This is a genomic window from Paraburkholderia sp. BGA-UO-ETr-F12 (genome assembly GCF_059567945.1).
Map to the genome: position 1 here is coordinate 82,687 of NZ_JCAQOZ010000018.1, position 24,480 is coordinate 107,166.

Annotated in this window: 25 protein-coding genes and 1 tRNA gene; 15 read left to right on the top strand and 11 right to left on the bottom strand. The window is 61.0% G+C overall.

Annotated features, from left to right (window positions below; all coding sequences use genetic code 11):
* The first annotated feature begins 28 nt into the window (after positions 1 to 28).
* Complete coding sequence (gene tatC / locus AC57B6_RS07425; protein ID WP_028199652.1) at positions 29 to 808, top strand: twin-arginine translocase subunit TatC; 780 nt, start codon at positions 29 to 31, stop codon at positions 806 to 808.
* Positions 809 to 902: 94 nt separating this feature from the next.
* On the opposite strand, the gene AC57B6_RS07430 is transcribed toward tatC, so the two are convergent.
* Complete coding sequence (locus AC57B6_RS07430; RefSeq protein ID WP_028199653.1) at positions 903 to 2,126, bottom strand: Do family serine endopeptidase; 1,224 nt, start codon at positions 2,124 to 2,126, stop codon at positions 903 to 905.
* 19 nt (positions 2,127 to 2,145) lie between these two features.
* Here AC57B6_RS07430 and AC57B6_RS07435 point away from each other — a divergent pair, with 19 nt between their 5' ends.
* The 8 genes from AC57B6_RS07435 to AC57B6_RS07470 all read left to right on the top strand — a co-directional run bounded on the left by AC57B6_RS07435 (position 2,146) and on the right by AC57B6_RS07470 (position 8,850).
* Entirely contained in the window at positions 2,146 to 2,892 is a 747-nt protein-coding gene (locus AC57B6_RS07435; RefSeq protein WP_028199654.1) for a Nif3-like dinuclear metal center hexameric protein, read from the top strand.
* A 222-nt stretch (positions 2,893 to 3,114) separates the two neighbouring features.
* Complete coding sequence (gene petA, locus AC57B6_RS07440; protein WP_028199655.1) at positions 3,115 to 3,735, top strand: ubiquinol-cytochrome c reductase iron-sulfur subunit; 621 nt, start codon at positions 3,115 to 3,117, stop codon at positions 3,733 to 3,735.
* Positions 3,735 to 5,114: a cytochrome b gene (locus tag AC57B6_RS07445; RefSeq protein ID WP_028199656.1), complete on the top strand. Its 1,380-nt coding sequence runs from the start codon at positions 3,735 to 3,737 to the stop codon at positions 5,112 to 5,114. The genes petA and AC57B6_RS07445 overlap by 1 nt, the downstream gene beginning before the upstream one ends.
* Positions 5,115 to 5,137: 23 nt before the next feature.
* Positions 5,138 to 5,893: a cytochrome c1 gene (locus tag AC57B6_RS07450; protein WP_496420928.1), complete on the top strand. Its 756-nt coding sequence runs from the start codon at positions 5,138 to 5,140 to the stop codon at positions 5,891 to 5,893.
* A 95-nt stretch (positions 5,894 to 5,988) separates the two neighbouring features.
* On the top strand, positions 5,989 to 6,600 hold the full coding sequence (locus tag AC57B6_RS07455; protein ID WP_006052302.1) for a glutathione S-transferase N-terminal domain-containing protein: 612 nt from the start codon (positions 5,989 to 5,991) through the stop codon (positions 6,598 to 6,600).
* 74 nt (positions 6,601 to 6,674) lie between these two features.
* Positions 6,675 to 7,205, top strand: coding sequence for a ClpXP protease specificity-enhancing factor (locus AC57B6_RS07460; protein ID WP_183803316.1), 531 nt, complete (start codon positions 6,675 to 6,677; stop codon positions 7,203 to 7,205).
* 19 nt (positions 7,206 to 7,224) lie between these two features.
* A tRNA-Thr gene (locus tag AC57B6_RS07465) sits at positions 7,225 to 7,300 on the top strand.
* A 425-nt stretch (positions 7,301 to 7,725) separates the two neighbouring features.
* The gene (locus AC57B6_RS07470; RefSeq protein ID WP_406867586.1) at positions 7,726 to 8,850 is read left to right on the top strand and encodes a methyltransferase; all 1,125 of its coding nucleotides are present in this window, start codon (positions 7,726 to 7,728) and stop codon (positions 8,848 to 8,850) included.
* An 85-nt stretch (positions 8,851 to 8,935) separates the two neighbouring features.
* On the opposite strand, the gene AC57B6_RS07475 is transcribed toward AC57B6_RS07470, so the two are convergent.
* Complete coding sequence (locus tag AC57B6_RS07475) at positions 8,936 to 10,210, bottom strand: TIGR03862 family flavoprotein (protein ID WP_496420929.1); 1,275 nt, start codon at positions 10,208 to 10,210, stop codon at positions 8,936 to 8,938.
* Between the two features lie 386 nt (positions 10,211 to 10,596).
* Here AC57B6_RS07475 and AC57B6_RS07480 point away from each other — a divergent pair, with 386 nt between their 5' ends.
* Positions 10,597 to 10,806 carry a DUF1059 domain-containing protein gene (locus tag AC57B6_RS07480; protein ID WP_028199661.1) on the top strand — a complete coding sequence of 70 codons (210 nt, stop codon included), beginning with the start codon at positions 10,597 to 10,599 and terminating at the stop codon, positions 10,804 to 10,806.
* A 91-nt stretch (positions 10,807 to 10,897) separates the two neighbouring features.
* On the opposite strand, the gene AC57B6_RS07485 is transcribed toward AC57B6_RS07480, so the two are convergent.
* Positions 10,898 to 11,218 carry a type II toxin-antitoxin system HicA family toxin gene (locus AC57B6_RS07485; protein ID WP_028199662.1) on the bottom strand — a complete coding sequence of 107 codons (321 nt, stop codon included), beginning with the start codon at positions 11,216 to 11,218 and terminating at the stop codon, positions 10,898 to 10,900.
* A 384-nt stretch (positions 11,219 to 11,602) separates the two neighbouring features.
* Here AC57B6_RS07485 and AC57B6_RS07490 point away from each other — a divergent pair, with 384 nt between their 5' ends.
* On the top strand, positions 11,603 to 12,445 hold the full coding sequence (locus AC57B6_RS07490; RefSeq protein WP_178369219.1) for a class I SAM-dependent methyltransferase: 843 nt from the start codon (positions 11,603 to 11,605) through the stop codon (positions 12,443 to 12,445).
* A 66-nt stretch (positions 12,446 to 12,511) separates the two neighbouring features.
* Here AC57B6_RS07490 and AC57B6_RS07495 read toward each other — a convergent pair whose 3' ends face one another.
* Both AC57B6_RS07495 and AC57B6_RS07500 read right to left on the bottom strand, forming a co-directional pair.
* Complete coding sequence (locus AC57B6_RS07495; RefSeq protein ID WP_046567616.1) at positions 12,512 to 13,066, bottom strand: DUF1415 domain-containing protein; 555 nt, start codon at positions 13,064 to 13,066, stop codon at positions 12,512 to 12,514.
* An 85-nt stretch (positions 13,067 to 13,151) separates the two neighbouring features.
* The gene (locus AC57B6_RS07500; RefSeq protein ID WP_028199665.1) at positions 13,152 to 13,793 is read right to left on the bottom strand and encodes a TetR/AcrR family transcriptional regulator; all 642 of its coding nucleotides are present in this window, start codon (positions 13,791 to 13,793) and stop codon (positions 13,152 to 13,154) included.
* Between the two features lie 154 nt (positions 13,794 to 13,947).
* Here AC57B6_RS07500 and AC57B6_RS07505 point away from each other — a divergent pair, with 154 nt between their 5' ends.
* Positions 13,948 to 15,231, top strand: a complete 1,284-nt coding sequence (locus AC57B6_RS07505; protein ID WP_030100691.1) for an MFS transporter — start codon at positions 13,948 to 13,950, stop codon at positions 15,229 to 15,231.
* Positions 15,232 to 15,433: 202 nt separating this feature from the next.
* Positions 15,434 to 16,027, top strand: a complete 594-nt coding sequence (locus AC57B6_RS07510) for a nitroreductase family protein (protein WP_028199667.1) — start codon at positions 15,434 to 15,436, stop codon at positions 16,025 to 16,027.
* Between the two features lie 167 nt (positions 16,028 to 16,194).
* Here the strand turns inward: AC57B6_RS07510 and AC57B6_RS07515 are convergent, their stop codons facing one another.
* On the bottom strand, positions 16,195 to 17,670 hold the full coding sequence (locus tag AC57B6_RS07515) for an MFS transporter (RefSeq protein ID WP_106355246.1): 1,476 nt from the start codon (positions 17,668 to 17,670) through the stop codon (positions 16,195 to 16,197).
* A gap of 189 nt (positions 17,671 to 17,859) precedes the next feature.
* Here AC57B6_RS07515 and AC57B6_RS07520 point away from each other — a divergent pair, with 189 nt between their 5' ends.
* Complete coding sequence (locus tag AC57B6_RS07520) at positions 17,860 to 19,110, top strand: Hsp70 family protein (protein ID WP_046567621.1); 1,251 nt, start codon at positions 17,860 to 17,862, stop codon at positions 19,108 to 19,110.
* Between the two features lie 111 nt (positions 19,111 to 19,221).
* Here the strand turns inward: AC57B6_RS07520 and AC57B6_RS07525 are convergent, their stop codons facing one another.
* On the bottom strand, positions 19,222 to 19,425 hold the full coding sequence (locus AC57B6_RS07525; protein WP_007180251.1) for a cold-shock protein: 204 nt from the start codon (positions 19,423 to 19,425) through the stop codon (positions 19,222 to 19,224).
* 528 nt (positions 19,426 to 19,953) lie between these two features.
* Between AC57B6_RS07525 and AC57B6_RS07530 the strand changes: the two genes are divergently transcribed.
* Entirely contained in the window at positions 19,954 to 21,549 is a 1,596-nt protein-coding gene (locus tag AC57B6_RS07530; protein ID WP_028199670.1) for an APC family permease, read from the top strand.
* 116 nt (positions 21,550 to 21,665) lie between these two features.
* On the opposite strand, the gene AC57B6_RS07535 is transcribed toward AC57B6_RS07530, so the two are convergent.
* The 4 genes from AC57B6_RS07535 to prmC form a co-directional block, all read right to left on the bottom strand.
* Positions 21,666 to 22,451 carry a DODA-type extradiol aromatic ring-opening family dioxygenase gene (locus tag AC57B6_RS07535; protein WP_496420930.1) on the bottom strand — a complete coding sequence of 262 codons (786 nt, stop codon included), beginning with the start codon at positions 22,449 to 22,451 and terminating at the stop codon, positions 21,666 to 21,668.
* A gap of 113 nt (positions 22,452 to 22,564) precedes the next feature.
* Entirely contained in the window at positions 22,565 to 23,161 is a 597-nt protein-coding gene (locus tag AC57B6_RS07540; RefSeq protein WP_028199672.1) for a UbiX family flavin prenyltransferase, read from the bottom strand.
* Between the two features lie 49 nt (positions 23,162 to 23,210).
* Positions 23,211 to 23,522, bottom strand: coding sequence for a Grx4 family monothiol glutaredoxin (gene grxD, locus AC57B6_RS07545; RefSeq protein ID WP_012434475.1), 312 nt, complete (start codon positions 23,520 to 23,522; stop codon positions 23,211 to 23,213).
* Positions 23,523 to 23,636: 114 nt separating this feature from the next.
* Positions 23,637 to 24,479 carry a peptide chain release factor N(5)-glutamine methyltransferase gene (gene prmC, locus AC57B6_RS07550; protein ID WP_496420931.1) on the bottom strand — a complete coding sequence of 281 codons (843 nt, stop codon included), beginning with the start codon at positions 24,477 to 24,479 and terminating at the stop codon, positions 23,637 to 23,639.
* Position 24,480 lies beyond the last annotated feature (1 nt).

Consider the following 24,480-nt stretch of genomic DNA (forward strand, 5'->3'; position numbering starts at 1 on the left):
GAACGACAATCTCTAACCGAGGGCCGGTGTGAGCGACCCCCAGCAAACCCAGGACGAAGGCACTGAAGAGACCTTCATTTCCCACCTCGTTGAACTGCGCGACCGCATCATCCGCGCCGGCCTTGCCGTCATCGTGGTGTTCATCGGGCTCGTATATTGGGCGCCGGATATCTTCCGGCTGCTGGCGCGGCCCCTGATGCAGAATCTGCCGAAGGACGGCAAGATGATCGTCACCGACGTCACCGGCTCGTTCTTCGTGCCGATGAAGGTGACCATGCTGGTCGCCTTCGTGATCGCGTTGCCGATCGTGCTGTACCAGATCTGGGCGTTCGTCGCGCCGGGTCTGTACCAGCATGAGAAGAAGCTGGTCGGGCCGCTGGTGGGCAGCAGCTACACGCTGTTCCTGTGCGGCATGGCGTTCGCGTACTTTGTGGTGTTTCCGACCATTTTCCGCGTGATGGCGCACTACAACGCGCCGCTCGGCGCGGAGATGACGACCGACATCGACAATTACCTGAGCTTCGTGCTCACCATGTTCATCGCGTTCGGCGTGACGTTCGAAGTGCCGATCGTGGTGGTGCTGCTGGTCCGCATGAACGTGCTGACTATCAAGAAACTCAAGGAAATCCGTCCGTACGTGATCGTGGGCGCGTTCGTGATTTCGGCGGTGGTGACGCCGCCGGACGTGTTCTCGCAACTGATTCTCGCGATTCCGCTGATCGTGCTGTACGAGGCGGGCATCATCGCGGCGCGCTTGATTGTGGGCAAGCAGAAGCCCGTGATTGCGGACGATAGTCCCCCGGGTTGAACACGACGCACTTCAAGCAAAAAGGGCAGCTCCGTCAAGGAACTGCCCTTTTTTGTTTTGCGGTGCCGCCAGCGTGGGCGCTATCGATATCTTCTCAACCGCCGTCGTCGTCCTGATCGCCGCCGCCGCCGTTGTCTTCCGCCGGTTGCTTTGGCGGCGGTGGGCGCTTGCCGATGGTCACGTCCAGATCCATCTCGCGGCTCTTGCGCACCAGGTGGACCTTTGCGGCCGTGCCCGGCTTGATCTGCGCGATTACATTCAGGAGGCGCGTGGTGTCGGTAATCTCCTGGCCGTTCACGCTCACGAGGATGTCACCGGGCTTGATGCCCGCACGGTCGGCCGGTCCGTTCTTCAGCACGCCGGCGACAATCGCCCCCGACTTCTGTTCGAGCCCAAACGATTCGGCGATTTCCGGCGTCACGTCCTGCGGCTCCACGCCGATCCAGCCACGCGTGACCGAACCCGTCGTGATGATGCTTTCCAGCACGCTGCGCGCGGTCGACACAGGAATCGCAAAGCCGATGCCGAGCGAGCCGCCCGAGCGCGAATAGATGGCGGTATTGATGCCGAGCAGATTGCCGTTCACGTCGACCAGCGCACCGCCGGAGTTGCCCGGGTTGATCGCCGCGTCGGTCTGAATGAAGTTTTCGAACGTGTTGATGCCGAGGTGATTGCGCCCGAGCGCGCTGACAATGCCCATGGTCACCGTCTGGCCGACACCGAACGGATTGCCGATCGCCAGCACCACGTCGCCCACACGCGTCTGGTCCATGCGGCCGAGCGTGATGGTGGGCAGATTGGTCATATTGACCTTCAGCACGGCCAGATCGGTCTCGGGGTCGACGCCGATCACCTTCGCCTCGGTGGTGCGACCATCGGCCAGGGCGATTTCGATCTGATCGGCGCCGTCCACGACGTGCTGGTTCGTTAGAATGTAACCTTCCGAACTCACTATCACACCCGAGCCCAGGTTCGACGCGGGTTGTTCCTGCTGCTTGCCTTTGTTCTTGTCACCAAAGAAGTAGCGGAACAATGGATCTTTCGCGCGCGGATCGGGCGGCAGTGAGCCATCCTTGCTGGAGAACACGTTGACGACCGCGGGCATGGCTTTTTGCGCGGCGTCCGCATACGACGCCTGTGCGGGGCCCGTGCCGATGCCTGGCGCCACTTCCCGAAGGGCGACGATCGGTTCGGCGAGTTGCTTGCCGAATTGCCCTTGACGCTGCAGCCACTGCGGTTTGAGCGTCGCAATGATGAACATCAGCGCCAACAGCACAGTCACCGCTTGGGCAAAGAACAGCCAAAAGCGTCTAAGCATCTGAAGACTAGAGGTTTATATGGATCGGATCGAACTTGAATTGTACTTGAACAATCTTCTTGAAACCGCGCGCTTCAAGGACTATTGCCCCAATGGATTGCAGGTGGAGGGGCGCCGCAGGATCAATAAGCTCGCGACCGGCGTGACGGCTTCGGTGGCCTTCCTCGAGGCCGCGCTCGACTGGGGCGCGGACGCGGTGCTGGTCCATCACGGCTACTTCTGGCGCAACGAGGCGCCACAAATCACCGGGCGCAAACACGCGCGGCTGAAGCTCCTGATCGGCAACGACCTGAACCTGTTCGCCTATCACCTGCCGCTCGACGACCATCCCGAGTTCGGCAACAACGCGCAGATCGGCCAGAAGATGGGCTGGATCAGCGACGCGCGCTTTGGCGAGAACGATCTCGGCTGGCTCGCCACCTTCCCGATGCCGATCACGCTCGCGCACTTCACCGCGCAAGTCGAGCAGACGCTTGGGCGCACGCCGCTCGTGTTTGGCGACCCGGATCGCGAACTGCGCCGCGTCGGCTGGTGCACGGGGGCCGCACAAGGCATGTTCGACGCTGCCATCAATGCCGGCGCCGACGTTTATCTGACCGGTGAAGTGTCGGAGTCGGTGATGCACACCTCGGCGGAAAGCGGCGTGGCGTTCCTCGCAGCCGGCCATCACGCCACCGAGCGCTTTGGCGTGCAGGCGGTGGGCAAGCATCTGTCCGAGCAGTTCGATATCGAACACGTGTTTATCGATATCCCTAATCCCGTCTGAAACTGAAAATTGGCATTAGATAAGAAAAAGGCACGAATAACGTAGAGGGTACTTAAAAGGAGGTGCAGAAAAGTTTGCGATCCGTACGGAGAAACCCTGACTTATCAAGGGCTTCGCACGGTTTTTGGCAATGGGGCCTTGTAAATGCCGACTCCATTCGCGCAAACTAGCGGCGGTAGAAGCGACGTGAAGGAAAAATCCAACTCAGAAGTGGGGCGTGTAATGCGAGACAAGGAAGATGAACGCGTCGACGGCGGCCGCCGTACCTGGCTGATAGCGACGACCGTAGCAGGTGGCATAGGAGGCGTTGCCACTGTCGTACCCTTTGTTAGTTCGTTTGCACCATCTGAAAAGGCCAAGGCGGCAGGCGCCCCGGTCGAAGTCGATATCAGTGATCTCAAGCCCGGCGACATGAAAACCGTTGCCTGGCGTGGCAAACCGGTGTGGATCATCAACCGCACCGACCGGATGCTTACCGATGTCCAGAAAGCCGATAACGAAGTAGCGGATCCCCACACCAAGAATCCTTTTTCGATGCCGTTGCCGGAGTACTGCAACAACGAGTTCCGTTCGCGCACCGACCATAAGAATCTTTTCGTCGCTGTCGCCGTGTGCACCCATCTGGGCTGCACGCCGACGCCGCGCTTCCAGGAGGGGCCGCAGCCCAATCTTCCAGACGACTGGCCAGGCGGCTTCCTGTGCCCTTGCCACGGCTCGACCTATGACATGGCCGGCCGCGTCTTCAAGAACAAACCTGCGCCGCAGAACCTCGACATCCCGCCTTACATGTTCACGTCGGCTACCAGCCTCGTGATCGGCAAGGACGAGAAAGGAGAAGCGTAATGGCGATCGATCATGAAGTAGAGACAACCGGGCTGGTTGGCTGGATCGACCGGCGCTTCCCCATGACGTCCACATGGAAGAAGCACGTTTCCGAGTACTACGCGCCGAAGAACTTCAACTTCTGGTACTTCTTCGGTTCGCTCGCATTGCTGGTGCTGGTCAATCAGATCGTCACCGGTATTTTCCTCACCATGAACTACAAGCCCGACTCGACGCTCGCGTTCGCGTCGGTCGAGTACATTATGCGCGAGGTGCCCTGGGGCTGGCTGATCCGTTATATGCACTCCACGGGCGCGTCGATGTTCTTCGTCGTCGTGTATCTGCATATGTTCCGCGGGCTGCTGTACGGTTCGTATCGCAAGCCGCGTGAGCTGGTGTGGGTGTTCGGTTGCGCGATTTTTCTGTGCCTGATGGCCGAGGCGTTTTTCGGCTATCTGCTGCCGTGGGGCCAGATGTCGTTCTGGGGCGCGCAGGTGATCGTGAACCTGTTCTCGGCGATTCCGTTCATCGGGCCGGATCTGTCGTTGTGGATCCGCGGTGATTATGTCGTGTCGGACGTGACGCTGAACCGCTTCTTCGCGTTTCACGTGATCGCGATTCCGCTGGTGCTGATCGGCCTCGTGGTCGCTCACCTTGTGGCGCTGCACGAAGTGGGGTCGAACAACCCCGACGGCATCGAGATCAAGGCGAAGAAGGGCGCGGATGGAATTCCGCTCGACGGCATTCCGTTCCATCCGTACTACTCCGTGCACGACTTCATGGGCGTCTCGGTGTTCCTGATGATCTTCGCGGCGATCATTTTCTTCGCGCCGGAGATGGGCGGCTATTTCCTTGAGGCCAATAACTTCATTGCCGCCAATCCGCTGCAAACGCCGCAGGAAATTGCGCCGGTGTGGTACTTCACGGCATTCTATGCGATGCTGCGCGCCACTACCGATCCGTTCAAGATCGTGCTGATGATCATCGTCGCGTTGCTTGGGCTGTTTGCACTGGTGCGCGCGCGTGGCAAGTGGAAGCTCGGTTTGCCGGTGCTCGCGGTGCTCGTGGTGCTGGCCATGGCCTTCACCGAATCGAAGTTCTGGGGCGTGGTGGTGATGGGCGGCGCGGTGATCTCGCTGTTCTTCCTGCCGTGGCTCGACCGCTCGCCGGTAAAGTCGATCCGTTACCGGCCGTTTTTCCACAAGGTGTTCTACGGGATCTTCGTGCTCGCTTTCCTGACGTTGGGCTTCCTCGGCACTAAACCGCCGTCGCCAGCCTCGACGTTGATTGCTCAGGTGTGCGCGCTGATCTATTTCGCGTTTTTCCTCGGCATGCCCGTCTGGACGCGGCTTGGCACGTTCAAGCAGCCACCCGAGCGGGTGCGGTTCAAGCCCCACTAATCGCGAGCCAGGAGAACACGAAGATGAAAAAACTGCTTTCGACGTGCGCGCTGATCGGCGCGACACTGCTCGCGGTGCTGGCCGGGCCGGCGCACGCGGACGAGAATTTCCCTCTCGACCGCGCGCCCGATAACGCGGAGAATTTTGCTTCGTTGCAGCACGGCGCACAATTGTTTGTAAACTACTGCCTGAATTGTCACAGCGCGAATCTGATGCGCTACAGCCGGCTGACCGACCTCGGCATTACGCCGAACGAAATCCAGTCGAACCTGCTGTTCACCACGGATAAAATCGGCAACACCATGACGGTGGCGATGCGCCCGGAGGACGCGAAAGCGTGGTTCGGCGCGAGCCCGCCGGATTTGTCGGTGGAAGCGCGGGCGCGTGGCAGGGACTGGCTCTATACGTATTTGCGCAGTTTTTATCGCGACAATACGCGGCCGACCGGCTGGAACAATCTGGTGTATGAAAACGTGAGCATGCCTCACGTGTTGTGGCAACTTCAGGGGCAACGTACCGCGAAGTTCGGTGACGAAGTCGACGAAAAAACCGGCGAGACAGTGCACAAATTCGTCGGCTACCAACAGGTCACGCCGGGGACGATGTCGCCGGTAGATTATGATTCTGCTGTGGCCGACCTCGTGTCGTACCTGTCATGGATGTCCGAACCGACACAGAAAACCCGCAAGCAGCTAGGCGTGTGGGTGCTGATGTTCCTCGGCATCCTGAGCTTTTTCGCCTGGCGACTGAACGCCGCGTACTGGAAAGATATCAAATAATCACGCCGTTATCCGGCGTGGGGCCGGCGCCAGGAAAGACCTGTTGAACGGTTTTTCCGCGCGCTGGCCTTTCAGCTTTTTGAGGAAACGTAAATATGATGGTTCTGTATTCCGGCACAACTTGCCCGTTCTCCCAGCGCTGCCGGCTGGTGTTGTTCGAAAAGGGCATGGACTTCGAGATCCGCGACGTCGACCTGTTTAACAAGCCGGAAGACATCGCTGTGATGAATCCGTATGGTCAGGTGCCGATTCTCGTCGAACGGGACCTGATTCTGTACGAATCGAACATCATCAACGAGTACATCGACGAGCGTTTTCCGCATCCGCAACTGATGCCGGCCGATCCGGTGCAGCGCGCCCGCGCCCGTCTGTTCCTGCTCAATTTCGAGAAGGAACTGTTTGTTCACGTCGGCACCCTCGAAAACGAAAAGGGTAAGGCGGCTGAGAAGAATCACGAGAAGGCGCGTCTTGCCATCCGCGATCGTCTGACACAACTCGCACCGATCTTCCTGAAGAACAAGTACATGCTCGGCGAAGAGTTCTCGATGCTGGACGTCGCGATCGCGCCGTTGCTGTGGCGTCTGGATCACTATGGCATCGAGTTGTCGAAGAACGCTGCACCGCTGATGAAGTACGCTGAGCGCATTTTCAGCCGCCCGGCCTATATCGAAGCGCTGACGCCTTCGGAAAAGGTGATGCGTCGTTGAGTTTGGCTTTGGGGTGAGGGCGCCGCGTCTCGATCGTTTTCCGTGCGCGCCCAAACCCGGTAAGAGGACTGTTGATGCAAGAGATTTCCACCAAACCGTATCTGCTGCGCGCGCTGTACGAGTGGTGCACGGATAACGGCTATACGCCGCATATCGCGGTCCGGGTCGACAATCAGACGCGCGTGCCGCGTCAGTTTGTGCGTGACAACGAGATCGTGCTGAACATCAGCTTCGAGGCGACCAGCCAGTTGCAGATGGGCAACGAATGGATCGAGTTCAGCGCGCGCTTCTCCGGCAAGTCGCACAAGATCGAAGTGCCGATCACCAATATTCTCGCGATCTACGCGCGCGAAAATGGCCAGGGCATGGCGTTCCCGGTCGAATCGGCAGGTGGCGAAGCGCAGGATTCCGGCGCCGATGCGGAACTGGCGGACGAACCCGAATCGCCGGCTGCGCCTATCGGCGCGGGGCCTCGCGCGGTCGAAACGTCGTCTTCTGCTGCTGATGCCACCTCCGCGAGGACGGATGGCGCGACCGGCGATCCGCAACCTGACGATGACGGTACGAAAGGTGGCGGAAGGGCTCGCCTCAAGATCGTGAAATGAAGTAGAATCACGGCCTCATGCCGGCTTAGCTCATCAGGTAGAGCGCTTGACTTGTAATCATGAGGTGGCGGGTTCGAGTCCTGCAGCCGGCACCAGTAGCATGGAAACGGGTTTCTGAAGAATTTCAGAAACCCGTTTTTTATTTGGGGCTGAATCAGGCGCACGGAATCAGCTTGCGCGCGGCGGCCCTTGCCGCGCGGGGCAGGAGCGCGCAGGCTTGCCGATTGCCGGTGATGGGTGAACACGGAAAAGGGCCTATTTTCACCATATCTCATTCACCTTGTCGATTGTGGACGCTTCAGTCTACGATGGTCTCGTTATTTGCTCTTAGACCAGGCCGGACGGGCGTGGCATCAAGCTCTGCCGGGCGACCTCCTACAGATACCATCCCGCGAACCCGGTTGAGAGAGGTACTATTCGGGCGTCAGTCGGCATCACGATCAGTCACTCCGGCGGGCGACGCCCCCCGAGACGCGAGATTTCCCCGCGTCACTTCCGCAACACAGACCCCACCTTCATCATGACCAGCCCCGCAACCATCTCCTGGCCCGAAGCCGACGGCCCCCGCTCCGCGCGTTGGCGCTCTGAAGCCGCGGTTCCGCCGCCCAGGCGCGTCGTCGTCGCGGACGACCGCACGACCGCCGACTCGGCCTATCGGCTCGCGTGCGAAGGCACGGCGTTGCTGTGGAACGGCGACTTTCAGAACGCCCGCCAACTGCTGCAGGCGGTCACGCGCCGGCTGGAACGCAAACCGCGCAAACAGGGTGAAACGCCGATCGACGCGTTCAATCTGCATCGTCAGGCACAGTCGCAACGTGCCCGCACGCTCGGCATGATTCTGATCCCACTCGACGCCGCTTACGGCATTCCGCTGCGCCGCGCGCCTGAAGTGCAGCAGGCCTGCGTCGAAACCTACGGACCCTCGAGCAACGAACCCTCGGTCGTGTCGCTGCGCGAATTGCTCGGCCTGATCGGTGCGCATGAATGGCGCAAGAAGGGTGTCGAAATCCCGGCGCTCGGCGAGCGCATTCATCCGCACTACGGCGTGTTTTCGCCGGTGCGCGGCGAGTATGTGGATCTGGTTGCGCGCACACCGTTGCCGTCGCTTAACAAGGCGTTCGATATCGGCACCGGCACGGGCGTGCTGGCCGCGCTGCTCGCCAAACGCGGCGTGAAGAAAATCGTTGCGACCGATCAGGATCCGCGCGCGCTTGCGTGCGCGCGCGAGAACCTCACGCGGCTTGGCTACGATCAGCAAGTGGAGATCGTGCAGGCCGATCTGTTTCCGGAAGGCCGCGCACCGCTGGTGGTCTGCAATCCGCCGTGGGTGCCGGCGCGACCCGCGTCGCCGATCGAATACGCCATCTACGATGCGGAAAGCCGCATGTTGCTCGGCTTTCTGAACGGCTTGACGGAGCATTTGTCGCCTGGTGGCGAAGGCTGGCTGATCATGTCCGATTTTGCCGAGCATCTGGGTCTGCGTACTCGCGAGTGGCTGCTTGCCGCGATCGAAACCGCCGGGTTGACCGTGGTTGGCCGCGAGGATATTCGTCCGCGGCACCCGAAGTCGACCGACGAAACCGATGCGCTGCACACGGCGCGTGTGGCTGAAGTGACGTCGCTCTGGCGTCTGAAGGCGCGCTAAACGACGGTGCCCGACATGCTGAAGCGAGATCGAGCGCGGTCACGCACGCAGCAATAGGGCGCCGCTGACACGCGGCGTGGGCATGTCAGAGCGGCACGCCGTGCGCCGCGAGATACGCCAATGCGCCGCGTCCGGCCACAAGCCCGCTGGCGAAGCAGGCGGTGAGTAGATAACCGCCGGTCGGCGCTTCCCAGTCGAGCATTTCGCCCGCGCAAAACGCGCCGGGCAGATGCTCGATCATCAGATGCTCGTCCAGCGCTTCGAACGAAACCCCGCCGGCGGTGCTGATCGCTTCAGCGATAGGCCGGGCGCGAGTGAGCCGGACCGGAAGCGCCTTGATCGCATGCGCGAGGCCATGTGCATCGGCGAACGCTTCCTTCGACAGAATCTCGTGCAGCAAGGCCAGTTTTACGCCGCTTATACCGATTCTGCCGTGCAGGTGAGTGGACATGGAGCGCGAGCCTCTTGGTCGCGTGGCTTCGCCGATGACACGCTCCAACGTCAAGCCTGGCGCCAGATCCAGCGAAATCGTCACATCGCCGTCGGCGAGAATTCGCTCCCGGATAGTGGCGGACAGCGCATAAATCAGACTCCCTTCGAGACCGGTTTCGGTCAGAAGTATTTCACCTTGTCGATTGTGGACTTTATTGTCTACATCGGTGAGCGTGATGGCCACGGATTTCACTGGCTGACCGGCGAAACGTTCGCGCAGATAGGGGCTCCAGTCCGCATCGAAGCCGCAGTTCGCCGGCTGCAATGGCGCCACCGCCACCTCGCGCGCGCTCAGTAGCGGTACCCAGGCGGCGTCCGAACCGAGCCTCGGCCAGCTTGCCCCGCCGAGCGCGAACACCACGGCGTCATAGCTCGCGTGTTGCTCACCGTCGGGTGTGGCGAAGCGAAGTGTGTGGGCGGCGATGTTGTCACCGCTATCGCCGTCCCAGCCGGTCCACTTGTGGCGCATGTGGAAGCGCACACCGGCTTCCCGCAAGCGATGCAACCACGCACGCAACATCGGCGCCGCTTTCATGTCGGTGGGGAAAACCCGTCCCGAACTGCCGACGAACGTCTCGATGCCAAGTCCCTGCAGCCATGCCCGCAAAGCGTCGGGACCGAACGCGTCGAGCAGCGGCGCGATCTGTTCACGGCGCGCGCCGTAGCGGCCGAGAAACGGCGCGAGTGGCTCGGAATGCGTGATATTCATGCCGCCTTTGCCCGCCATCAGGAATTTGCGGCCGACTGACGGCATCGCGTCGTAGACGTCGACCTGCACGCCGTGCAGGGCAAGCGCCTCGGCGGCCATCAAGCCGGCGGGGCCGCCGCCGATCACGGCAACGCGGGCGGAATCGAGGGAGGATGACATGCTGTCCTGCGGATGAGCGGAAGGTCGGCGCGCCGATTGATCCGTTCCGGCGATCGGGCGGCGCGAAGGGCGCTATTTTCACACCGTGGGCAGCGCAGGGCAAACGGGAACCTCGGTGCCGGAGCAGGCGGCCGAAAAAACCTGGGTTCGGGCCGTTTCGACTTTGCCCGGTCTGCGCTCACTGCTTTTCAATCCCCGCACGCGAACTATACTTTTCAAACACCTTCCATCGGACGCGGCCCGCGTCGTCTCCGCGTCAACCGATCCCGCCATTTCCATTGCGCCCGACGCCGCCCACGCTGCCGTGTTGCCACTGAGGACGTGGAGGCGGCCTGCGCCCCTGCTGCCCCTTGGGGGTGTTTCGTCTTTCGATCAAGGAGATTGCCATGACTCGCAAATACATCGACTGTCGCGAGTTTCCGAGCGAAATGAATTGCACCGTTGCCCTGTCCGCCGACAGCGAGAGCGAACTGCTGGACGCGGCCGTCCAACACGCCGTGACAGTGCACAAGCATGCGGACTCGCCGGAATTGCGCTCACAACTCAAGACGCTATTTCATGAAGGCACGCCACCCGTCGAAGCCCCGCGCGCGTAATGCACGGTCGCGCGCGCCGCGAACAGCATGCGCGTGATCAGTTCGAGCGGCGCCGAGCCGCTCGAACTGAGCGTGACTTTGTGCGGGCGTCCTAGCCGGGGTAAGCCTCGTCCACCTTCAGGCCGGCCAGTTTGAAAATGACCCGCAGCGTTTGCGGTTTGATGTCGCGACGCGAAGCGAGTGTTGTCATCACGAAGTCGAGCACTTTCGCGTACTTGAGCATCGTCAGGCACGTTTCCATGTCGACGCTGCCGTCGCGCATGATTTCGGCCAGTCGCAGCATTTCGGTGGAAATATCGCGTGCCATCTCCAGTTCGAGCTGCTGCTTTTCCGACCACGCCGGCGCGGCGGTGAGCTTAGCCAGCATTTCCTGAAATTTCTGTTCGACGTTTCCGTTGGGTACCGTGTCCATCGCTGCCTCTTCTAATTTCCAGGCGCGCGTCCGTTTGATATCGCGGCGCGCTGCTGGTTACGTAACGTTCGGCCCGTGTTCCGGGACCGTCCTCCCCACATGCATTCGGTTCGCGTGATCGACGCCACGGCCGGCAGCCTCTTGTTATGCGCGACACGGCTTACGCCATCGGGTGAGCCGGCCCGCAAGATGCTTTCTGGCCACGTTGGAAACGTCCCGCGCAGTGCGTTTTATGCAGGAAGTGTTCCAGGTTTGTGGCGTTTCTTGCGTTGTCGACACGGCTCTCCAGGTGGGCGGCGCGCGCTTTGGGTAAACTGGCAGTAACTTTTCCTTTTTTCCGTCATCTGTCGCACGTTCGCGCGCAATTGATGCCGGTCCCCCGAGATGTCCAGCAAAACTCACGAAATTCGTCCCAACCAATCCGTCGAACTGCTGAAGGAGCTTCATATCCTGACGCGCGACGGCAAGATGAACCAGGACAGCCGCCGTAAGCTGAAGCAGGTCTATCACCTGTTCCAGTTCATCGAGCCGCTACTGAAAGATCTCAAGGATCAGCAGGGCGCGGTGACGCTCGTCGACCACGGCGCGGGCAAGTCATATCTAGGTTTTATCCTGTATGACCTTTTCTTCAAGGAGTTTCAGGATGCCGCGGGTGGTGCGTCGCACATTTACGGCATTGAGACGCGCGAGGAACTCGTCAAGAAATCCGAGGAACTGGCCGCCCGGCTAGGCTTCAAGGGAATGTCGTTTCTGAATTTGTCGGTGGCGGAGTCGATTACATCGGAGCGTTTGCCGGCGCAAATCGATATCGTCACGGCGCTGCATGCATGCAATACCGCGACAGACGACGCGCTCCGCTTTGCGCTGGAAAAGCGCGCGAAATACATTGTGGTGGTGCCGTGCTGCCAGGCCGAAGTGGCAGGTGTTTTACGGCAAAACAAGAGTAAATCGCTGGGCAACGCGTTGACCGAGATCTGGCGGCATCCGTTGCATACCCGGGAATTCGGCAGCCAGATTACTAACGTATTGCGCTGCTTGCAGCTTGAAGCGCACGGTTATCAGGTGAGCGTGACGGAGTTGGTCGGGTGGGAGCATTCGATGAAGAATGAACTGATTATCGCCCAGTTCAAGGATCTGCCGAGGCGCCGGCCGGCCGAGCGGCTCAATGAAGTAATGGAAACGCTCGGGATCGAAGAGTTGAAAGAAAGATTCTTTGTCGCCGGCTGATCTGTTTGCGCTGCGTGGCGGCTGCGTGGTGGGCTGGCGGCGGCCTTTTGCCGGCCGCCGCGCGAACTACATTTTCATCAGATTATTCCAGCCTTTAAGACCGATTTGCCGAAGCGTTTCCTGATTCCGTTCATAAATCGCTTCCGGATCGGGGAACGCCTGAACTGCGCGTTCAATGCTGTCCTCGCGAAGCAGGTGAAAAATCGGATAAGGCGCACGATTCGTGTAATTTTCAATGTCGTCGGGCTCGCTTCCTTCAAACTGATAATGAGGGTGAAAGCTCGCAATCTGGATAACGCCTTCCAGCCGAAGTTGCTTGATCATTCTTTCCGCGAAGAACAGACAATCGTTGTAATCGAGAAAATCGCCGAGCGCCCGCGGTAAAACCAGTAGCGTGGTATCCACCGTTTCAGGACTTGCCGCGACCAGAGCCTGAATCTCGGCTTCGAGATCGGTTAAAACGCCTTCCATATTCTCAGCGTTGCTCACGGCATAGCGAATCTGACCTTTCACATGCACGGCTTTGGCAAAAGGACAGAGATTGAGGCCAATCACGGCCTCTGTCAGCCAATGACGAACGGCGGCTATAACGGCATCGTGAGATTCGACAGGCGACGACATGGCAAGCAACGAAAGGGGAAACCGTCATTCTAATGGCGCGCAACGTTGCCTATCCGCGCGCTGCCGCAATAGAACGGCAAAAACCTTAACGCGCCGGCGACCCGCCGCACGCCGCGGCGATCAACTGCGCCGCCACCTTCGGGGCGGCAAGAATCGGCCCGCAGCCCGGGCCGTACGTCTGGCTGGCCGCGTACACGCCTTCGATCAGCAAACCCAGCCCGTTGGCTAACGCCACAGGATCGTCAGCGCCTGCTGCGGTGCTGAGCTCCAGAAGCCGCGCCATCAACCGCGCCTTGTTGCGAAACACGAATCGCCGCGCCGGATGCGCCGTGTCAGGAAACTCTACCGAGACATTCACAAACGGACAGCCACGATACTCGTCGATCGATGCACGCACCGCCAGGTCGTCGAAATATTGCTGAAGCTGCTTCGCCGGCTCACCGGGATGCTTCGCGAAACTCTTTTCCACGTAACCGAAAAACTGCTCGTCCTTGCGCTCAAGATACGCCAGCACCAGCTCGTCCTTCGACGAAAACTGGCGGTACAGACTCATCTTGTTCACGCCCGCGCGCTCGACCACCGCGTCGACGCCGACCGTGCGCACTCCCTCGCGATAAAACAACTCGTCCGCGGCGCGCAATAGATGCTGCTGCGCTTCCGGGCCGGCCGTCTGCGTGCCGCGTGCTCGCCTTGCACTGGCCGGCCTGGAGGTTTCACTGTCGGACATGGCATACCACCTGAATTGAATTGACGCCTTGACATGTTACCGACCAGTAACTAATATCGCAACACTCATTGTGACCGATCTGTCACAAGTCCTTTACCTAAGGCGTAACAATGCGAGCGGAGCGGCCTGCGGGCAAGCGCCGACTGGAGAACCGATGAACTGGGCAGCGAGACTGATTGGCGGACGTTTCCACTACGGCTGGTTGACCGTGGCGGTGGTGTTTCTGGTGTTGCTGGCGGCCGCGGGCACCCGCGCTACGCCCAGCGTGATGATGGTGCCGCTGGAGCATCAATTCGGCTGGAGCCGCGCGACGATTTCGCTCGCGATCTCCGTGAATATTGCGCTCTACGGCCTGATGGGGCCGTTCGCGGCTGCGGCGATGCAGCGTTTCGGTGTGCGTCCCACATTGCTGATCGCGCTCGGCACGATGGCGGCGGGCGTGGCATTGTCGTCGCTGATGACGCATCCGTGGCAGATGGTCCTGATCTGGGGCGTGATGGTCGGCGGCTCGACCGGGGTGGCGGCGCTGTCGTTGTCGGCGACGGTGGTGACGCGCTGGTTCACCACGCATCGTGGCCTCGTCATGGGGATTCTCACCGCGAGTTCGGCGACCGGCCAACTGGTGTTCCTGCCGATGCTCGCGGCCATCGCCGAGCATTACGGGTGGCGTCAGGTGGTGTGGGTGGTGGCGGGCGCTGCCGCAGTCGTTTTGCCGCTGGTCGCGTTTCTGTTGCCGGAGCGGCCCGCTGATATGAAGCTGCGCCCATTCGGCGAGCCGGCCGACGCGCCGATCTCCGCCACGGTGACCAAGCAGAATCCGCTGGCCATCGCCTTCGGCACACTCGCGATGGCGAGCAAGACGCGCGATTTCTGGCTGCTGTTCTTCAGCTTCTTTATCTGCGGCGCGAGCACCAATGGTTATGTCGGCACTCACCTGATTGCGATGTGCGGCGACTACGGCATGAGCGAAGTGCAGGGCGCATCCTTGCTCGCTGCCATGGGTATCTTCGATCTGTTCGGCACGACACTGTCGGGCTGGCTGTCGGATCGCTTCAATAGTCGCGTTTTGCTGTTCTGGTACTACGGTTTGCGCGGTTTGTCGCTGATGTACCTGCCGCACGCGTTCGGTATCGATTTCTTCGGCTTGCCGCTGTTCGCGGTGTTCTACGGGCTCGACTGGATCGCGACCGTGCCGCCCACCGTGCGTCTTGCGACCGATGTCTTCGGCAAGGAATCGGCGCCGGTCGTATTCGGCTGGGTGGTCGCCGGTCACCAACTGGGCGCGGCCTTCGCGGCGCTCGGTGCGGGCATGCTGCGCGCGAGCCTCGGCACGTACACGGTCGCATCGATGATTTCTGGCGGATTGTGCCTGGTGGCCGCCGTGATCGTGCTGCGGATCAACCGGCCGGCCAAGGTGCCGGAGCCGCAAGCGGTATGAAACTGCGGCCGCCCGCCCCTCGTGCACTTTAAAAAACGCGAACCCGCGCAAACGGCCTTTCTCTTATATGAGGCCGTTTGCCATTGCAGCCGATCTGAAAAACTAACTGTGCACTTGTTGGAGCACGAGCGGCTCAGCCCGGTTATGCTATGAAACCCCGGGCAGCCGCCCGTCGATCATGAATTTCGACCGAGAGAAGCGCATGACCAACAAACCCGCCCCTACCGCAGTTGCCATTCACGAGTTGATTGCAGGTCGCTGGAGCCCGCGCGCGTATTCGAGCGAGCCGGTGAGCCGCGAGCACCTGCAGTCGGTGCTCGAAGCGGCACGCTGGGCGCCGTCTTCGTATAACGCACAACCGTGGCGTTTTCTCGTATTTGACCGCAGCGTCGATGAAGTCTCGTTCAAGCAGGCCTTTGCTACGCTGGTGCCGTTCAATCAGGGCTGGAATGCACCGGCGCCGGTGCTGATCGCGGTGACCACGCACACGCTCACCAGCAAGGGCGAAGCGAATCGCTGCGCAGCGTACGACGCGGGTGCCGCGGCAATGGCGCTGGTGTTGCAGGCACATGCGCTCGGCCTCGCCGCGCATCAGATGAGCGGCTTCGATCCGAACGCGTTCCGCGCGGCATTCAAGTTGCCGACCGACGTCGACGTGATCGCGATCATTTCGCTCGGCCACTACGGCGACGTGGACAAACTCGACCCGGTGCTGCGCGAGCGCGAAAAATCGGTGCGTCAGCGTTTGCCGCTTGCCGAGATCGCTTATGGCGGTGCCTGGAAGAAGGCGTTCTGAACGTCCGGCAGCTTTGATGGTAATAAAGACGCGCAGCACTGACTGCGCGTTTTTTCGTTCTGTGTTTGCTGCGATGCATTGAGGCGCATGGTGCGGTTGGTGGCCGCCGCGACGTGTCAGGGTGTGTGGTCCGGTCCGCGCCTTTGCGACGTCTTAGAGCGCATGCTTTATCCCGCGTCGTCCACGACGCTCGAAAGCGGCGCCGCCACACTCTCGAGCGATTTGCGCTCCGCATCCACGCCCCAGATCGCGGCGATCACCGCCGCGGCGAGCATCAGCGCCGAGCCGACCAGATAGCCCGAAAACACTTCGCTGCGCTGATGCGTGTCGATCAGCCGGCCGAAGAACGCTGGGCCGATGACGCCGCCCAACGCCGTGCCGAACGCGTAGAACACCGCGATCGCCAGCGCGCGGATTTCCAGCGGAAACGATTCGCTGACAGTCAGATACGCCGAACTCGCCGCTGCCGAGGCGAAGAAGAAAACTACCATCCACGCGATGGTCTGGGTCGTGACGGTGAGCATCTGCTGTTCGAACAGGTAGCCGCTTACCGTCAGCAGGATGCCGGACAGCGCGTAAGTCGCAGCAATCATCTTGCGTCGCCCGACAACGTCGAAGAGCCGGCCGAGCACCAAGGGTCCAAGGAAGTTGCCGAGCGCGAACGGCAGCAGATACCAACCGATATGATCGCCCGGCACGCCGTAGAAATCGGTCAGCACCAGCGCGTAGGTAAAGAAGATCGCGTTGTAGAAGAAGGCCTGCGCAGTCATCAGCGAGAGGCCGACCAGCGCGCGTCGACGGTGCACGTTGAACAGCGTGTGAAACACCTCGCGCAGCGGCGTATGTCCGCGCGCCCTCAGCTTGAGGCGTGTGAGGCCATCGTCGGCAAGCGTGTGGCCTTCGTCGCGAAAACGCATTTCGATGCCCTCGACGATCGAGCGCGCATCGCCTTCATCGCCGTGCGTGAGTAACCAGCGCGGACTTTCAGGCACCCAGATGCGCATCGGCAAAATCGCCAGCGCCAGCACCGCGCCGATGAAGAAACACGCGCGCCAGCCCCAGTCGCCCGGCAGCAGGTTCGGATCGAGCAGGATCAGCGAGCCTGCCGCGCCGAGTCCCGCGCCGACCCAGAAGGTGCCGTTGATGCCGAGATCCGTCCAGCCGCGCACCCGCGCCGGTGTGAACTCCTGAATGGTCGAATTGATCGCGGTGTATTCGCCGCCGATGCCGGCGCCGGTGAGAAAGCGAAACAGCAGGAAACTGGCGAGATTCCACGACAAAGCGGTCGCCGCGGTGGCCGCCAGGTAGAGCGCGAGCGTGATGAAAAACAGCTTGCGACGGCCGAGCCGGTCCGTCAGCCAGCCGAATCCGAGTGCACCGAGCACGGCGCCGGCAATGTAAGCGCTGCCGGCGAGGCCCACGTCGGCGTTGGTAAAGCGCAACGATGGGCTAGACTTCAACGCGCTCGCCACCGCACCCGCCAGCGTGACTTCGAGACCGTCCAGCAGCCACGTCACGCCCAGCGCGACAACGATCAACGAATGAAAGCGTCCCCAGGGCAAGCGGTCGAGCCGCGAGGGCAGATTCGTTTCAATCACTGCGGCGTTTTTCTCGTGCACAACGGCGGTAGGCGGCGCGCTCATTGCTGCAAGTCTCCTGATTACTGAAATTTGGCGGCGTATCCTGTGGAATTGAGCAATTTTTGTTCCGTCGGGCGGACTTTGCAGCGTGTTGCGGAGTACCGGAAAGCGTCAGTTGATGCTGATTGGCCTTTCGTGTTACAAAGCCGCTCCCCTTTCTGTCCGCGCCAGCCGTGAGCGGCGATTCCTGCCATGAACTATTGCGCGATTGACTTCGGTACTTCCAATTCGGCCGTAGCCGTCCCTGACGGCGCTGCGCTTAAGCTTGCGCCGGTCGAGGGCGCCTATACGACGCTGCCGACCGCCGTCTTTTTCAACACCGACGAAAACACCCGCGAGTTCGGGCGTGCGGCATTGGCGCAGTACATAGACGGTTTTGACGGCCGTTTGATGCGCTCGATGAAAAGTATTCTCGGCTCGCCGCTTGCCGAGAATTCGACCGATCTCGGCGATGGTTCGGCGATCAAGTACACGGACATCATCGCGATTTTCGTCGACCATCTGAAGCGCTCGGCCGAGAAGAGCGCGGGTGGCCCGATCAGCCGCGCCGTGCTGGGCCGCCCGGTGTTCTTCGTCGACGACGACCCGCGTGCAGACCAGATGGCGCAGCAGCAGCTCGAAGCGGCGGCGCGTTCAGTCGGTTTGCGGGAGATTCACTTTCAGTATGAGCCGATCGCAGCCGCGTTCGACTACGAATCGCATCTGACGGAAGAGGGGCTCGTGCTGGTGGCCGACATCGGCGGCGGTACGTCGGACTTTTCGCTGGTGCGGGTGGGGCCGGAGCGGATGAAGCGCGTGGAGCGTAAAGACGACGTGCTGGCTCACCACGGTGTGCACGTTGCGGGCACCGATTTCGACCGCCGTGTCGAACTGGTGACGATCCTGCGTGAACTCGGCTATCAGACGCTCGACCCCGAAGGTCGTGAGATTCCGAACCGCATCTATTTCGATCTGGCCACCTGGCACCTGATCAACACGGTCTACGCTCCGAAGCGCGTCAGCGAACTCGCGCTCATGCGGCACCTGTTCCTCCAGACCAAACATCACGACCGCCTGATGCGTGTCGTGGAGCGCCGTTTGGGCCATGCGCTGGCGGCGCATGCGGAAGAGGCGAAGATCGGCGTGGCGGCGGGCGGCGAGACGGTGATCGACCTCGACGAGGTGGAAGACGACCTGCGCCTCGCATTCGACGAAGCGCAACTTATCAAGGCCGGGCACGACGAGACGCAGCGCATCGTGCAGGCGGCGCGCGACACGGTGCAGGCGGCCGGCGTCGCTCCGCGCGACGTCAACGCGATTTACTTTACGGGTGGCTCGACCGGTTTGGCATTTCTATCGGGCGCATTGGCGGCGGCATTTCCCGATGCCAAAGCAGTATTCGGCGACCGTCTTGCCAGCGTTGCGACAGGTCTCGGTATTCACGCGCGGCGTGTGTTTGGATAAACAGACTTACCAATCGCATACTGCGAAGATAATCACCGTATGCAGTTACAGCGAATATAAAAAAACCCCGCCAAGGCGGGGTTTTTTGCGTCCAGAAGGAAGCGTGCCTACTTACACCGGCTTGATGTTAGCAGCTTGCTTGCCCTTCGGGCCCGTCTTCACTTCAAACGTAACCTTTTGGTTTTCTTGCAGCGTCTTGAAGCCTTCCGTGCGGATTTCCGAGAAATGCGCGAACAGATCTTCGCCGCCGCCGTCCGGCGTGATGAAGCCAAAGCCCTTTGCGTCATTGAACCACTTGACGGTACCGGTTTCCATATTACTTGTTCCTAAAGATGGTAAATAAGGCCGAAGCCCAATGGGTGCGCATGAAAATCAAGGAAGGGGGTAATGGGACCAACCGGAGTACCGTTGATGGGCGAACTACGAAAGACCAATTCACTCGCCGCTTGAAATCCTGCCCGAACGTTATACGGCGATTTCGGGAGAAGGTCAACACTCTCGTCCCAATTTTGCAAGATTTTGACGGATTGGCGTAGAAATTGCTTACAAACCTTGCTGTCGGCCCGAAAATTTTGCCAGGGAGAACCCTTAGTTCCGCTGCAACGGCGGGGTGCAACCGTTAAACTACGCGCCGCGCGTCGGTTGCACCTGATTAGAATGGACCGGCGCGTATGCATGCGCGTCACCCGTTCCCACCGTCATAAGCGATGTCACGTGGTGCCGGCATGCGGCAAACTTGCATAGGGTCGGAGTAAGCGCTAAAGCATGAGCTCCGGCCGACACACGGTGTATGGGACCGGAGTAAGTGCTACAGCGCCAGCTCCGGTCGACACAGGAGAAGATGTGAAAAGTTCTATACAACGGAACATCGGCCCGGTCGCGCTGCTGCTGACCGGCTTGGGTTCGATCATCGGATCGGGCTGGCTGTTCGGCGCCTGGAAGGCTGCAAAAATTGCCGGGCCGGCTGCCATTTGTGCATGGGTAATCGGCGCGGTGGTTATTCTCGCGATTGCCTTGACCTATGCCGAACTCGGCGCGATGTTCCCGGAGTCGGGCGGCATGGTGCGTTACGCACGCTATTCGCACGGCGCGCTGGTCGGTTTCATCAGCGCATGGGCCAACTGGATCGCGATTGTCTCGGTGATTCCAATCGAGGCGGAAGCATCCATTCAATATATGAGCACGTGGCCGTATCCATGGGCGCACGCGCTATTCGTGAACGGGTCATTAACTACCAATGGGCTATTGCTATCCGCCGCATTGGTGATCGTTTACTTCCTGCTGAACTATTGGGGCGTCAAGCTGTTCGCGCGCGCCAATTCGGCAATCACGATCTTCAAGTTCCTGATTCCGGGCGCGACGATCGCGGGTCTCATGCTGACGGGCTTCCACAAGGAAAACTTCGGCGAAGTGAGCACCTTCGCGCCGTACGGCTGGTCGGCCGTGCTGACCGCCGTGGCGACGAGTGGCATCGTGTTCGCGTTCAACGGTTTCCAGAGCCCGATCAACCTTGCCGGTGAAGCGCGCAATCCGGCCAAGAGCGTGCCGTTTGCGGTGATCGGCTCGATCCTGCTGGCGCTGGTGATCTACGTGCTGCTGCAGATCGCGTATATCGGCGCGGTGAGCCCGAGCGACGTGATGAAGGGTTGGAGCCACTTCAACTTCGCGTCGCCGTTCGCCGAACTGGCGATTGCGCTGAACCTGAACTGGCTGGCCATCCTGCTGTACGTCGACGCGTTCGTCAGCCCGAGCGGCACTGGCACGACCTACATGGCGACCACTACCCGCATGATCTACGCGATGGAACGCAACAACACGATGCCGAAGATGTTCGGTAACGTGCACCCGTTCTACGGCGTGCCGCGTCAGGCGATGTGGTTCAACCTGCTGGTGTCGTTCATTTTCCTGTTCTTCTTCCGCGGCTGGAGCTCGTTGGCGGCGGTGATCTCGGTCGCGACCGTGATCTCGTACCTGACCGGCCCGATCAGCCTGATGGCACTGCGCCGCGCGGCGACGGACCTGGAGCGCCCGCTGCACATCCCCGGCATGAAGATCATTGCGCCGTTCGCTTTCGTGTGCGCGTCGCTGATCCTGTATTGGGCGAAGTGGCCGCTGACCGGCGAAATCATTCTGCTGATGATCGTTGCGTTGCCGGTGTACTTCTACTTTCAGGCGAAGTCGGGTTTCAGCGGCTGGGGGCGTGATCTGAAGGCCGCCTGGTGGCTGGTGGCCTACCTGCCGGTGATGGCGCTCCTGTCGCTGATCGGCAGCAAGGAGTTCGGTGGCCGTGGCGTTCTGCCGTATGGCTGGGACATGCTGGTGGTGATCGCGTTTTCGCTGGTGTTCTACTACTGGGGCGTGCATAGCGGCTATCGTTCGGAATACCTCGAAGAGCGTCAGACGCACGACGAAGTGCTCGAAGGCATGGGCGCGCATTAAATTGCCACGTTGAGTTTTGCGCCGGACCGCGCTGGTCCGGCACAGTATGAAAAAAGCCCGCCTGAGTTGTCAGGCGGGCTTTTCTGTTTGTGGCGCTTTATTGCGTCTGGCGTGTTTCAGACGGTGCCGAACACGTAATTCGTCATGGCGAGCGAGCGCTGATAAGTCCCAAGCGACTGAATTGCCAGCGAATAGTCGTCGTCCGCCGCGCCTAGCGCCGCGAATACCGGCAGCAGGTGTTCGTCGGTCGGATGCATCAGCACCGCGTGCGGCGCCTGGCGACGATAGTCGAGCAACGCGTCGATGTCATGCGCGGCGAGCCGGGCCTCGAACCAGTCGGTGAATTCGGCCACGCGTGGATCGGCGTCCTCCGGGCGCGCGGAAAAATCCGCTGCGCGCAGGTTGTGCGTGATCTGGCCCGAGCCGATCACCATCACGCCATCGTCTTTCAGCGAGCGCAGCGCGCGGCCCACACGGAAGTGATGGGCTGCGTCCATGTGAGGCTGGATCGACAACTGCGCGACCGGCACGTCCGCTTCCGGGAACATCAGCAGCATCGGCACCCACGCGCCGTGGTCGAGCCCATGCGGCTGGGCGGCGGTGAGAATGCCGTGTTCGCCGAGCAGCGCGGCGGCTCGGCGTGCCACATCGGGTGCACCTGGAGCCGGATATTGAATCTCGTACAACTGACGCGGGAAGCCGTAGAAATCGTGAATGGTTTCCGGTGTCGTGGACGTGCTCGCCACCGGCTGCGCCGTGCCCCAGTGAGCCGACAGCATCAGCACGGCGTCAGGACGTGGCAGTTGCGCCGACAGTTCACCGAATTCAACGGACGGCAGGGACGGATCGATCGGCAGCGTAGGGGCGCCGTGAGAAAGGAAAAGCGACGGTAAGCGATTCATGGCAGCAACGTCGCCGCGGGAGCGCGGCGCGGAAGTGGGGTTGCTATCAATATAGATTCGCACCGATGTTTTATAAACGGGCGGAAATGGAATTGATTGTGTCGCAGGTGTTGTTAATTCGTCTCGCGCAGGCCCTGCCAGGCCAAGGACATGGCGGGTCTCAGCGCGAACAGATCCAGCACGCGCGCCACCGTGTGATCGACCATTTCGTCGATCGTTGCGGGCTGGTTATAGAAAGCGGGCAACGGGGGAAAGATCACGCCGCCCATTTCGGTGACCGCCGTCATGTTGCGCAGATGCGCAAGATTGAACGGCGTTTCGCGCACCAGAAGGACGAGCCGGCGGCGCTCTTTGAGCGTGACGTCGGCGGCGCGGGTGATCAGATTGTCGGAAAAGCCGTGTGCGACGCTTGCCAGCGTCTTCATCGAGCAGGGGGCGACCACCATGCCGTCGGTGGCGAACGAGCCGGATGCAATGCTCGCGCCGACGTCACGTACCGAATGGACGACATCCGCGAGCGGATGCACGTCTTCTTTGCTCAACTGGAGTTCGTGCTGGATATTGAGCCAGCCCGCGCTCGAAATCAGCAGATGGCTCTCGACGCCGCCAAGCTTGCGCAACGTCTCGAGCAACCGGACGCCGTAGATGGCGCCGGTCGCGCCGGTGATCGCGACGATCAGCCGGCGTGGCGCCGCAGCGCGTGTTTCCATGGCTCGCGGCGCCTTATCGATGGACAACGAACGGTCGGGCAGCGGCCGTTCAGGCCGCAGCGAACAATTGTTGCAATTCGCCCGATTCGTACATTTCCATCATGATGTCCGAGCCGCCGACGAACTCGCCCTTCACATAGAGTTGCGGGATGGTCGGCCAGTTCGAGAACTGCTTGATGCCCTGGCGGACTTCGTCGTCTTCCAGCACGTTGACGGTCTTGATTTCGCCGACGCCACATGCCTTCAGAATCTGGATGGCGCGGCCAGAAAAGCCGCACATCGGGAACTGGGCGGTGCCCTTCATGAAGAGCACGACGTTATTTTCGTCGACGATTTGCTTGATGCGTTGTTGCGTATCCATGACTGACCTTGCGGTTCCGTTATGTGTAGGGAATAGGCTGAAATGATAGCGGATTTCGGTGAGACCGGCCGGGGGACGCTTGGCCGCCTTGGGAATTAAGGCGGACAAGCGGACTTAATTAGGCCATTGGCCGCCGCTGATTCGCTCGATGCCGGCAAGATCCTGCTCCGAGCGAACCTGCGCAAAACCTTGCGCGCTCAGCAAACCGCGTACGGCTTGCGCCTGATCGTAGCCGTGTTCGATCCACAATACGCCGTTGGCGGCCAACCGTGTGGGTGCGCCAGCGATGATCTTGCGGATCGCGCTGAGCCCATCGGCTTCATCGGTGAGCGCGCCGCGCGGCTCGAACCGTAGATCGCCTTGCGACAGATGTGGGTCGCCGCTCGCGATATACGGCGGATTGCTGACGATCACGTCGAAGTGCAATGATGTATCGAGCGAACCGTACCAGTCGCTCTGCAACAGGGTCACGGCGCCGCCAGGGCGTCCGCCATCCAGCAGACGCGTGGCATTGCGGGTGGCCACCGCTAGCGCTTCGGCGGAACGATCCAGCGCCCAGACTCGCGCGTCGGGACGCATCGACGCAATGGCTACGGCAATCGCGCCTGTGCCGGTGCCCAGATCGAGTACGCGTGGCCGCGAGACGTTTTCCAGTGCCGCCAAAGCCGTTTCGACCAGCAACTCGGTTTCGGGGCGCGGAATCAGGACTTCGGGTGTCACCTCGAAATCGAGCCCAAAGAATTCGCGCGCGCCGACCAGTTGCGCCACCGGCTCGCCGGCCGCGCGCCGGGCTTCCAGCGCCCGATATCGTTCAACGACCGGGCTGTCGAGCGCATCTTCGCTGCGGGTGATTAATTGCGTGTGCCGCCAACCGAGCACGTGCGTGAGCAGAATCCGCGCTTCGAGCGGCGGCAGCGGCGAGGCGCGCAACAGCGCAGCGGGTGTGACCGGGTCCATC